Source organism: Kitasatospora sp. NPDC101447 (genome assembly GCF_044767225.1).
In the GTDB taxonomy this organism is placed as follows: Bacteria; Actinomycetota; Actinomycetes; order Streptomycetales; family Streptomycetaceae; genus Kitasatospora.
The window spans coordinates 1-11,104 of the sequence record NZ_JBIWNL010000009.1; the positions used below are offsets into that span (position 1 = coordinate 1).

Annotated in this window: 8 protein-coding genes; 7 read left to right on the top strand and 1 reads right to left on the bottom strand. The window is 74.1% G+C overall.

Annotated elements, in window-relative coordinates; all coding sequences use genetic code 11:
• The first annotated feature begins 746 nt into the window (after positions 1-746).
• From ACIRST_RS15565 to ACIRST_RS15580, 4 genes are all read left to right on the top strand, one after another.
• Positions 747-2,045 carry an MFS transporter gene (locus ACIRST_RS15565; protein ID WP_402802760.1) on the top strand — a complete coding sequence of 433 codons (1,299 nt, stop codon included), beginning with the start codon at positions 747-749 and terminating at the stop codon, positions 2,043-2,045.
• A 215-nt stretch (positions 2,046-2,260) separates the two neighbouring features.
• Positions 2,261-3,625, top strand: a complete 1,365-nt coding sequence (locus ACIRST_RS15570; protein WP_402802761.1) for an FAD-binding oxidoreductase — start codon at positions 2,261-2,263, stop codon at positions 3,623-3,625.
• A 487-nt stretch (positions 3,626-4,112) separates the two neighbouring features.
• Positions 4,113-4,445, top strand: coding sequence for a hypothetical protein (locus tag ACIRST_RS15575; RefSeq protein ID WP_402802762.1), 333 nt, complete (start codon positions 4,113-4,115; stop codon positions 4,443-4,445).
• 496 nt (positions 4,446-4,941) lie between these two features.
• Positions 4,942-5,730 (top strand): pyridoxal 5'-phosphate synthase, encoded by a 789-nt coding sequence (locus tag ACIRST_RS15580; protein WP_402802764.1) that lies wholly within the window; start codon positions 4,942-4,944, stop codon positions 5,728-5,730.
• 109 nt (positions 5,731-5,839) lie between these two features.
• Here ACIRST_RS15580 and ACIRST_RS15585 read toward each other — a convergent pair whose 3' ends face one another.
• The gene (locus ACIRST_RS15585; protein WP_350519704.1) at positions 5,840-6,661 is read right to left on the bottom strand and encodes an EamA family transporter; all 822 of its coding nucleotides are present in this window, start codon (positions 6,659-6,661) and stop codon (positions 5,840-5,842) included.
• A gap of 347 nt (positions 6,662-7,008) precedes the next feature.
• Between ACIRST_RS15585 and ACIRST_RS15590 the strand changes: the two genes are divergently transcribed.
• The 3 genes from ACIRST_RS15590 (at position 7,009) to ACIRST_RS15600 (ending at position 11,046) form a co-directional block, all read left to right on the top strand.
• The gene (locus ACIRST_RS15590; protein WP_350519705.1) at positions 7,009-7,881 is read left to right on the top strand and encodes a DUF1906 domain-containing protein; all 873 of its coding nucleotides are present in this window, start codon (positions 7,009-7,011) and stop codon (positions 7,879-7,881) included.
• A gap of 43 nt (positions 7,882-7,924) precedes the next feature.
• Positions 7,925-9,232 (top strand): hypothetical protein, encoded by a 1,308-nt coding sequence (locus tag ACIRST_RS15595; protein WP_402802765.1) that lies wholly within the window; start codon positions 7,925-7,927, stop codon positions 9,230-9,232.
• A 152-nt stretch (positions 9,233-9,384) separates the two neighbouring features.
• Positions 9,385-11,046 (top strand): long-chain fatty acid--CoA ligase, encoded by a 1,662-nt coding sequence (locus ACIRST_RS15600; RefSeq protein ID WP_350519707.1) that lies wholly within the window; start codon positions 9,385-9,387, stop codon positions 11,044-11,046.
• Positions 11,047-11,104: the final 58 nt, after the last annotated feature.

Consider the following 11,104-nt stretch of genomic DNA (forward strand, 5'->3'; position numbering starts at 1 on the left):
GTACGGCCTCCAGGAGCTCTAGCATCTTCGTCTTGCCGACGCCATTTGGGCCGTGCAGGATGACGAATTTACTGTCATCTCGAAACCTGACTCGATGGTTGAATTGGCCTAGGAGTCCAGAAACGGTGAACTGCTTCAGGTATGTCAAATCTCGCCCCGCTGAGTGAATCCGCCGATCTCGTCGATCAAGATTACTGGCCGGGCCGAACTGAGGCAGGTACTTAGGGTGATCGTTTCCTGCTCGTGACCCGTGCGGGGCAGTGCAACGGTTGATCGTGGAGTGCCTGTGCTGCATCGGCTCCGAGGGTGTTGCTGGACGGCCTGGGGGATCAGCGATCGACCAGTGTCACGGCCGAGGCGGGTCGCGTGCCACAAGCAGTGGAACATGCTTGGAACATGACCATCGGTCTGACGAGAGATGCACCGTGATAGTGCAGGTGAGGGGCGCGAAGTGGTTGGCTGCCTGTATGGTCTTGAAAACTGTCGTGGCGTGACCCGTCACCGTGGGTTCGAATCCCACGCTCTCCGCCGGTAGGAGAACCACCTGCTCAGGGCGGGTGTCGACATCGAGTCGGCACCCGCCCTCTGCGTTTGCGGGCACCGGTCCCGGTCGTCGCGGCGGCCCAACCGGCCGCTGTGGCCGCGGGTTACGGGCCGGGGGCGCCCGGGGTGGAGGTCGAGGCGGTCGCTCGGCCGGTGGACCGTGCTTGCCCTCGACCGGGTCGAGGGTCCTAGCGTCGCCCGGCATGACCGACGCCGCCGTTCCCACCGCCGCCGATCCCGAGGCCGCCGATCCCGAGGCCGCCGATCCCGACGCCACCGTTCCCCGGGCTGCCGTGCGGTCGCCGCTGCCCCGGCCCTACCTGCTCTGGCTGGCCGGCACCCAGGCGGGACTGCTGGGCGACGCCGCGCTGTACTTCGCCCTCGGGTGGGCCGCGTCCGCGCACGGTGGCGGGGCGACCGGGCTCGTCCTGACCGCGATCACCGTGCCCCGGACGGCGCTGGTGCTGCTGGGCGGCGCGGTCGCGGACCGGGTCGGCGCCCGCCGGGTGATGCTCGCCGCGGACGCGGTGATGCTGGTCGCGACCGCCGCCCTGGCGCTGGTGGCGGGCAGCCGCGGCACGCCGCTGTGGCTGCTGGTCGCGGCGGCCGCCGTGATCGGGACCGTCGACGCCTTCCACTTCCCGGCGAGCGGCTCGATGCCCAACCGGCTGGTGCCCGCCGACCGGCTGCCCCGGGCGCTCGCCCTGCGCCAGGCCGGCGGGCAGGGCGCCGCGCTGCTCGGGGCGCCGCTGGGCGGCCTGCTGGTCGCCGTCGGCGGGTTGCCCGGTGCGGCGGTCGCGGACGCGGTGAGCTTCGGGGTCGTCCTGCTGGTCCTGCTGCGGCTCCGGCCGGGGGCGGCCGCGCCGGTCGACGCGCCGTCGGCCGCGCCGTCCGACGCGCGGGCCGGCCTGCTGCGCGAGGCGGCGTCCGGCGTCCGGCTCGCCCTGCGCGACCCGCTGCTGCGCGCCGCGCTGCTGCTCACCGGCGCGGCCGCCGGGGCGCTGCTGCCGGTGATGTCACTCCTCGCCCCGCTGCTCGCCCGGGCGCACGGCTGGACGGCGGGCACGGCGGGGCTGGTCACCGGCGGACAGGCGGCCGGGGTGCTCGCGGTGGCAGGTCTGATCGCCTGGCGGGGCGGGCTGCCCAGGGCGGGCGTCGGGGCGGCGGCCGGGCTCTGTACGGCGTCCGTGGGGGTCACGCTGCTGGCGCTGGCCGCGGGACCGGCGGCAGCGGTGACCGGCAGCGCGGTGACGGGCGTCGGCTCCGGGCTCTTCGCCTGCCACCTCGGACCGCTGGTGGCGGCCGGCGCGCCGGACTCCCATCTGTCCCGTGTGCAGGCGCTGTTGACGCTCGTGCAGAGCGCGGCCCTGGTGCTCGCCAACGCGCTGCTGGGCGTGCTCGCCGACACGGCGGGCGCGACCCTGCCCACCCTCCTCTGCGCCCTCGCCGCCGGCACCGCCGGCCTGACCGCCCTGGCCGGCCCCACCCTGCGGCGGGCGTGACCCGTGACCGGGGTGTGGGGGTTGCGCCCGGGAACGCCCGCTGCCACGCCCGCCGGAGCCCCGGCCCGGGTGCCTTCCCGCTGCGCTGCCGCCGCCCGGCGGGCGTGCCTCCCCGTCCCTCCCCGTCCCGCGCCGCCCGGGGCCCACTTGCCCCTCTCCCGGCACGCGGGCAGAGTGCGGAGGTGGAGCTGGTCGGGCGGCGAGCGGAGGCGGCGATGGGTGATCTGACGGACCGACTGGCGCAGGGCCTCCCGGCCGGGGCCGTGGTGGTGGATCCCGACGTGACCGCCGCGTACAGCCGCGACATGGCCGGGTTCTGCGCGGCAGGCGTGCCCGCGGTGGTGGTGTTCCCGGAGACGGTCGAGCAGGTGCAGCACGTGATGCGCACGGCGACCGAGCTGCGCGTGCCGGTGGTGCCGCAGGGTGCCCGGACCGGGCTGTCGGGTGCGGCGAACGCGGTGGACGGTTGCGTCGTGCTGTCGCTGGTGAAGCTGAACCGGATCCTGGAGATCGACCCGGTGAACCGGATCGCGGTCGTCGAACCGGGTGTGGTGAACGCCGAACTCTCGCGTGCGGTCGAGGAGTTGGGCTTGGCCTACCCGCCGGACCCGTCCAGCTGGGAGTCCTGCACGATCGGCGGCAACATCGGCACCGGCGCGGGTGGGCTCTGCTGCGTGAAGTACGGCGTCACCAGTGAGTACGTGCTCGGCCTGGACGTGGTGCTGGCGGACGGGCGGCTGCTGTCGACCGGCCGACGGACGGCCAAGGGCGTGGCGGGGTACGACCTGACCCGGCTGTTCGTCGGCTCGGAGGGGACGCTCGGCGTGGTGGTCCGGGCGGTGCTGGCTCTGCGGCCCGCGCCGGCCCCGCAGTTGGCGCTGGCGGCGGAGTTCCCGAGTGCGGACGCGGCCGGTGCGGCGGTCTGCGAGGTGATGGCGCGCGGTCTGACCCCGTCGCTGATGGAGCTGATGGACGCGGTGTCCGTGCGGGCGGTCAACGAACTGGGGCAGATGGGGCTGCCGGAGTCGACCCGGGCGCTGCTGCTGGTGGCGTTCGACGGCCCGGACCGGGTGGGCGAGCTGGCGCGGGTCGAGCAGTTGTGCCGGGAGGCCGGGGCGACCGAGGTGGTGCCGGCCGAGGACCAGGCGGAGTCCGATCTGCTGCTGGCCGCCCGGCGGCTGGCGCTGCCCGCGATGGACCGCTTGGGCACCACGATGATCGACGACGTGGCGGTGCCGCGTTCCCGGCTGGCCGAGATGCTGAACGGCGTCGCCGCGATCGCCGAGCGGCACGGGCTGACCATCGGGGTGGTCAGTCACGCGGGGGACGGCAACACCCACCCGATCGTGATCTTCGACGCCTCGGACGAGGAGCAGGCCGCCCGTGCCCAGCGCTCCTTCGACGAGATCATGGCGCTCGGACTGGAGCTGGGCGGCACGATCACCGGGGAGCACGGCGTGGGGCTGCTCAAGCGGGACTGGCTGGCCCGCGAGCTGGGTCCGGTGGCGCTGGACCTGCAGCGGCAGTTGAAGGCGGTCTTCGACCCGCTGGGACTCCTGAACCCCGGCAAGATGGTCTGACGTTCACCGCGGTCCGCCGGGGCCTGTTCGAGGCCCGGTGTGGTCTGTCCGCGGCCCCTTGTGGCCCGCCGTGGCCCCCATTTCGGTGTGACTTTCCGATGGTCTGCGAATGGCTGGAAAAGTCGATATGGAAGGGTGGTCGAACTTTTCCGGGGCGCATGGGCGATCGGTCTGCGCCGGGGTGGTGCGCATGGCGGTTCGCGTCGTGTCGAAGCGCCGTTCCGGATCGCCCGCGAACCGGCGGCCGTACGGGCAGAATCCCAGCTCGATGGCGGTGTGTCGGCGCGCTGTCCGGTTTCCTGTCCGTTATGCGCGGCCCGGGTGGATATCACGCTAACGGGCGAAATCCGTTGGTCGAGCTAGTGCTTTGTCGATTTGTTGCGGAAGTCTGTCTCCCGGCGTCGCAGTCCGCAGGTGTTCGTCTGGCCGGCGAACCCCCGCACACCATGCTCGACATTGCACGATTAACGGATTTCTGGAGGCTTTGATGGCTCGCATCCATACCCGCCGGGTGGCCGGACTCCTGTTCGCCGCCCCGCTCGCGGCCGGTCTGCTGCTCGCGGCGGCCGCCGGTGTCGCCGTCGCCGACAACGGCGCGGGCGCCGCAGGCGGTTCCAACGCCGGTGTGGTGTCCAACGTGGGCACCGGCAACGTGTTCGGCGGCGTCGACGGCAACTACGTCTCCACGCAGCAGACGGCCACCGGTTCCGGTGCCTCGAACCAGAACAACACCCTCGCGGTGAAGGACAACGCCGGCGCCGTCCTGGCCGGCCAGGGCAACAAGAACGTCAACGTCATCTTCGCCCCGATCTTCCCCTGACCGTACGACCGTGCCGGGTCCCACCGAGCACCACCGAGGGCGGGGGCGCCCGAAGTGAGCGGCCACGGGTGAACTGAGCACCCGCGGACGGGCTCGGACCGGATCGAACGGCCGGGGAACAGCGAAGTCCGGCTCGGGGAACCGAACCGGCCGGGGAGCAACGAACAACCGGCTCGGGAACAGCGAGCCGCGACAACCGCGACAATCGCGACAACCAGAGGGAACCGCGCATCACCAAGGGAACAGCGCATGACCGGCCAGCGGAAAGGGTCACCGCGAAACCGGCTCCGTGGGCGGTGCCGCCATCGGCACCGCCCACGAGTGCGTCCGGGGCCGGCCACCGCCGACCCGGGCCCGATCCGTCCACCGAGGGCCCGCGCCCGGGGCCGTCGGCCCGCGGCGGTACGGTTGCGCTCCGACAGCGCACCGCGCCGGGGCCCGGAAAGGGACGGCCGGCCGGGGTGGCGACCGCGGCATTCGGAAGGAAGGGCGCGCGATGGCGGCGGAGGAGGAGGGCCTGACCGGCCCGGACGGGGCCAGGCCCGTACCGGAGCCGGAGGCGGGGGCACGCCCGGAGCAGGCGGCCGATCCGGCCCGCGAGCACCGGCCCGAGCCCAGGTCCGTCCCCGAGCTGCTGCTCGGCCGCCCGCCGATGGCGCGCCCGCTGCCGTTCTTCGACCACGAGGCCACTCCCGCCGAGCCCGGCCCGCTGTTCGTGGACTGGCTCGCCACCGCCCTGGACGCCGGGGTGCTGGACCCGCAGGCGTTCACCCTCTCGACCGTCGACGCGGACGGCATGCCGGACGCCCGGGTGCTGGTGCTGCGCGACGTCGACGCGGCCGGCACCGGCTGGAACTTCTCCGCCGCCGCCGACAGCCCCAAGGGCCGTCAGCTCGCCGACCACCCGGCCGCCGCGCTGACCGTCTACTGGCCGCAGCTGGGCCGCCAGGTGCGGGTGCGCGGCACCGTCGAGCGGGCCGCCGACCTGGTCGCCGCCGCCGAGTTCGCCACCCGCTCGCCCGCCGCCCGGGCCTCCTCGCTGGTCGGCCGGCAGAGCGAGCCGCTGGCCGCGCTGGTCGAGTACGACGACGCGGTGGCCGTCGCCCGCCGCCGGCTGGAGGCGCACCCGGACGTCGTCCCGCCCGGGCACGCCGTCTACACCCTGTGGGCGCACGAGGTGGAGTTCTGGCAGGGCGACTCCGACCGCCGGCACGTCCGGCTGCGGTACACCCGCACCGGCCCGGTCAGCTCCCCGGACTGGTCGCGCTCCCTGCTCTGGCCGTGAGCCGCCGACGTCGGTAGCCGCCGGGAACCCCCGACGTCGGTAGCCGACGGGTACCCCGGCGCCGGCCGCCGGGTGCCCCGGGCGGCCCACCGGCGTCCGCGGACGGGCCCTACCGGCGCCCGGTCAGCGTGGCGCCCACGCTGGCCGCCACCACGCAGCCGATTCCGGCAAGCTGCGGCACGCCCAGCAGCTGGCCCAGCACTACCAGGCCGACCAGCGCGCTGACCGCCGGCTCCAGGCTGACCAGCACGCTGAACACCCGCTGCGGCATCCGGCGCAGCGCGGTCATCTCCAGCGCGTACGGGATCACCGGCAGCAGCAGCGACACCCCGGCCACCGAGGCGAGCAGCACCAGCGGCGAGGCGCCCGGCGCGGTCAGCCCGTGCCAGGCCTCGCCGAGCCCGAGCGGCGCCAGCGTCAGCGCGCCGACCGTCATCGACACCGCCAGTCCCTGGAACCCCTGGAAGGTCGCGCCGACCTTGTCGGTGAACAGGATGTACGCGGCGTAGCAGGCGGCCGCGCCGAAGGCGTACAGCAGGCCGACCGGGTCGAGCGAGCCGCCGCCCTCCCCCTCGCCGAGCAGCGTCAGCAGCACCACGCCGGCGGCCGCGAGCAGTGCCCAGAGCAGGTGGCTGGCGCGCCGGGCGAAGACCAGGGCGACCGCGAGCGGGCCGAGGAACTCGATGGTCGCGGCGGTGCCCATCGGCAGCCGGTCGATCGCCCCGGCGAACAGGCAGGTCATCCCGGCCGAGGCCACGCCGAGCAGCGCGGCGGCGCCGAGGTCGCGCGGGCGCTTGTCGCGCAGCTTCGGCCGGGTGACGGCGAGCAGGATCGCGGCGGCGAAGCCGAGCCGCAGGAAGGTCGTGCCGCTGACCCCGAGCGGGCCGAAGAGCGGCTTGGACAGGGCGATGCCGGTCTGCACCAGGAACATCGCGGTCAGGCAGAGAACCGGCGCCGGGATCCTTCCCCAGCCTTCGGCCGCGGGGCCGGACGCCCCACCTCGTCGCCGGCCACCCCGCTCGCCATGCCGCTCGCCCTTGAGGGCGGGCGGCATGGCAAGAGCCTCGGCGACGGCGGCGGCCGACGACGAGGCAGTGGAGGTTTCGCTGGTATGGGAGGTGGGCATACGGGCGAGTTTGCCGTAAGGAGTGATGTGGCGGCAAGCTCGTTACAAATATCGGGACGGATACGGACGGGTGCATCCGAAAGGGTGGACCCGCGCGCGGCTGGCGGCGTGGCTGCCGCATTCGTCCGACGATCCGTCAGTATCAAGGCCGGGTGCGCTATCTCCGCCCCGCGGCCCTCCTCGCCGCCTCCCTCGTCCTCCTGCTGGCCACCGACGGGACGGGCGCGAGCGCCGAAGCCACCGCCGCCGCGCGAGCCGCCGTGCCCCGCATCCGGGCCGTCACCCTCCCCGACCGGGGCGCCCCGCCCCGCCCCGACGACGACTGGAACGGCCCCGCCTTCGACGTCTGCACCGCACCCCCGCTCGACACCCTGCGGGCCTGGCACGGCGCCTCCCCGTACGGGGCGGTCGGCATCTACACCAGCGGCTCCCAGCGCGGCTGCGCCCAGCCCCGGCTCACCGCCGAGTGGGTGCGCCGGGCGCGCGCGACCGGCTGGCGCTTCCTGCCGGTGCACGTCGGAGCCCAGGCGCCGTGCGGAGACCCGAGCCGCAGGCCCGCGCGGATCGACCCGGCGAGGGCCGTGCAGCAGGGCCGGGACGAGGCGGGCGAGGCCACCCGCGCGCTGCAGTCGCTCGGGCTCGGCCCGGGCAGCCCGGTCTACCTGGACATCGAGGCGTACCCGATGCACGACCGGGCCTGCGGACAGGCCGTGGTCGACTTCGCCCTGGGCTGGACCCAGGCCCTGCACTCGGCCGGCTACCACTCCGGCTTCTACTCCAGCCTCGACTCCGGGATCGCCGACCTGGCGGCCGCGGCCCGGGCCGGCAGCGCCCCGCTGCCCGACGCGTTCTGGTACGCCCGCTGGGACGACCACGCCGACACGGCTGGCTCCGGCGCCCTCGACCCCGGGCTGTGGAGCCTCCACCAACGCGTCCACCAGTACCGCGGCAACGTCACGGAGACCTACGGCGGCGCCACCCTCACGATCGACCGCAACCAGGTCGACGCCCCCACCGCGGGCTGAGGCCGCCGGTAGGGTGGCCCCCGATCCGGCACAGGGGGGCGGAATGACGAACAGCCACGGACACGGCGGCGAGCACGGGTACGGCACCGCGGGCGGATACGGCGCTGTGCCGCCGCAGAACCCGTACGGGCAGGCGCCGTACGAACAGAACCCGTACGCCCAGCCGGTCCCGCCGCAGCCGTACCCGGGCCGGCCGGTCCCGCCGCAGCCGTACGCGGGCCGGCCGGTCCCGCCGCAGCCGTACGCCGCCGCTCCGGAGCCGTACGCCGCCCAACCGCCCGCCGCAGCACCGCAGTTCGCTGCTCCACCGCACTCGCAGCCGCAGCAGCCCCAGCCGCATTCGCAGCCGCAACCCGGCGCCTTCCCCGGCTTCCCCGGCCCGTTGCCGCGCCGCAGTCGCCTCGCCGTCCTGCTCCAGTTCCTGCTGCAGTGGATCTACGCCCCGCTCTGGATCGTCGGCCTGGTGATCCTCTTCGCCGTCCTGATCCTCTCGGACTACAACGGCGGCGGCCCCAGCTCCGACGGCTGGCTGAAGGTCAACCGCACCTTCATCCCGCCGCGCCGCCTGCGGGCCGAGCTCACCGGCCGCCCGGAGGACTGGGAGCGCTACGTCACGCCGATCATCCGGCGTCGGATCGCCGCCGCCGAGGCCAAGCACGCGGCCGGCGGCGGCGAGGTGCAGGCCGACCTCGGCCGGGAGGTGTCGGTCGGGCTCGCCGATCGCCTCTACCGGGGCCTCGGCGCGGCCGGCGTGGTCCGGATCGGCGAACGGCACGGCTGGCACGGCGTGCTGCCGTCCGGTCCGAACACCGTGCACATCCGGCTCGTCCGCCGCTTCCCCGCGCCGGCCGGCCTGAACGCCCCCTCCCCGCACGACCCGCCGGCCGCCCCCGGCACCCCGTGGGGCCCGCAGCCGACCCGCTCCGCGCTGCTGCTGCCGTTCGTCTTCCTGCTCCAGATCGTCTACGTCCCGGTCTACGGCCTGGCCACCTTCTGGAACGACCGCCCCGAGCCCGACCACTGGGAGCGCTGGGGAGCCCGGTGGACGGTCGGCCCGCGCGCCTTCCGGGCCGAGTTCACCGACAGCCCCGCCGCCTGGGACCGCCACATCCGCCGCATCCTCCAGCGCGACACCAAGCGCGAACTCGCCCGCACCGCCGACAGCTACGCCAGGCTCACCACCCCCGACGGCACCTACTTCCGGCGCATCCAGCTCCACCGCGCCACCTACCGCGGCGCCGGCGCCCACCGGGCCCTGTCCATCGCCGCCGAGGACGGCTGGACCCTCGACCCCGCCTACACCCCCGACCCGGCCAACTCCCTCCGCCTCTGCCGCCGCGAACAGCGCTGACCCGGGGCCGGCGGGGGCCCGTGATCCGTGCAACGGGGTCGGGATGCTGACAGCGGGCCGTGGGGGCGGCAAAATCGGGCAGGTCGGCGCGCATTACCGCCCGGTAGGTGCCGCAGGCGATTCCGCCAGTGCCGCCAGGTCAAGGAGGACCCGTGTTCAGCACGATGCAGGACGTACCGCTCACCGTCGCCCGAATCCTGGAGCACGGGTCCACGATCCACAGCCGGTCGACCGTCACCACCTGGGACGGCACCGGGCCGGTCGTCCGTACGTACGCCGAGGTGGGAGCCCGTGCCGCGCAGCTCGCGTGCGCGCTGCGCGACGAGCTCGGGGTGACCGGGGACGACCGGGTCGCCACGCTGATGTGGAACAACGCCGAGCACCTGGAGGCGTACCTCGCCGTTCCGGCGATGGGGTCCGTGCTGCACACGCTCAACCTGCGGCTGCCCGCCCAGCAGCTGTCGTTCATCGTCAACCACGCCGCCGACCGCGTGATCATCGTCAACGGCACCGTCCTCCCGCTGCTGGCCGCCGTCCTGTCGGACCTCGCGCCCACGCTCAAGCACATCGTGGTGAGCGGCCCCGGCGACCGCTCGCTGCTCGCGGGCTTCGCGGGCGGCGTGCACGACTACGAGGAGCTGATCGCCGGCCGCCCCACCACGTTCCCGTGGCGGAGTGACATCGACGAGCGGCAGGCCGCGGTGCTCTGCTACACCTCCGGCACCACCGGCGACCCGAAGGGCGTGCTCTACAGCCACCGCTCGGTCTACCTGCACTGCCTGCAGGTCAACACCGGCGACAACTTCGCCTTCACGCCGCGCGACACCGCGCTGCCGGTGGTCCCGATGTTCCACGTGAACGCCTGGGGCATCCCGCACGCCGCCTTCATGTCGGGCGCCAACCTGCTGATGCCGGACCGTTTCCTCCAGCCCAAGCCGATGGCCGAGATGATCGCCGCCGTCCGCCCCACCGTCAGCGCCGCCGTCCCCACCATCTGGAGCGGCCTGCTGGACGAGCTCGACGCCGGCGACTACGACACCTCCAGCCTGCGCATGGTGGTCATCGGCGGCAGCGCCTGTCCGCCGTCGCTGATGGAGGGCTTCCAGGAGCGCCACGGCATCCGGGTCATCCACGCCTGGGGCATGACCGAGACCTCCCCGCTCGGGTGCTTCGCCCAGCCGCCGGGCGGCCTCACCCCGGAGGAGGAGTGGCCGTACCGGATCACCCAGGGCATCTTCCCGGCCTCCGTCGAGGCCCGGCTGATCGGCCCGGGCGGCGAGCGGATGCCGCACGACGGCGTCTCGGCCGGGGAGCTGGAGGTGCGCGGCCCGTGGATCGCCGGGGCGTACTACGGCGGCGCCGGACAGGACCCGGTCCGCCCGGACGACAAGTTCTCCGAGGACGGCTGGCTGCGCACCGGTGATGTCGGCACCATCACCGCCGACGGTTACCTGACCCTCACCGACCGGGCCAAGGACGTCATCAAGTCCGGTGGCGAGTGGATCTCCTCGGTCGACCTGGAGAACCAGCTGATGGCGCACCCCGAGGTGGCCGAGGCCGCCGTGGTCGCCGTCCCGGACGAGAAGTGGGGCGAGCGCCCGCTGGCCACCGTGGTGCTGCGCCCGGGCGCGACCGTCGGGCTGAAGGAGCTGCGGGCCTTCCTGGCCGGGCGGATCGCCTCCTGGCAGCTGCCGGAGCGCTGGTCGATCGTGGAGTCGGTGCCCAAGACCTCGGTCGGCAAGTTCGACAAGAAGGTGATCCGGGCCGACTACGCGGCGGGCGGGCTGGACGTCACGGTGCTCGGCAAGGAGTAGCCACAGGGAGCCGCAGGGACGGGAAGAGGGCCGGCCGCCCCCGTACGCAACGGGGGCG

Bases quoted from the DNA above. Each gene is read 5' to 3' on its own strand.
- ACIRST_RS15580 (WP_402802764.1), top strand. From the start codon at position 4,942: ATGGCGGCGGAGGAGGAGGGCCTGACCGGCCCGGACGGGGCCAGGCCC.
- ACIRST_RS15570 (WP_402802761.1), top strand. From the start codon at position 2,261: ATGGGTGATCTGACGGACCGACTGGCGCAGGGCCTCCCGGCCGGGGCC.
- ACIRST_RS15575 (WP_402802762.1), top strand. From the start codon at position 4,113: ATGGCTCGCATCCATACCCGCCGGGTGGCCGGACTCCTGTTCGCCGCC.
- ACIRST_RS15565 (WP_402802760.1), top strand. From the start codon at position 747: ATGACCGACGCCGCCGTTCCCACCGCCGCCGATCCCGAGGCCGCCGAT.
- ACIRST_RS15595 (WP_402802765.1), top strand. From the start codon at position 7,925: ATGACGAACAGCCACGGACACGGCGGCGAGCACGGGTACGGCACCGCG.
- ACIRST_RS15585 (WP_350519704.1), bottom strand. From the start codon at position 6,661: ATGTTCCTGGTGCAGACCGGCATCGCCCTGTCCAAGCCGCTCTTCGGC.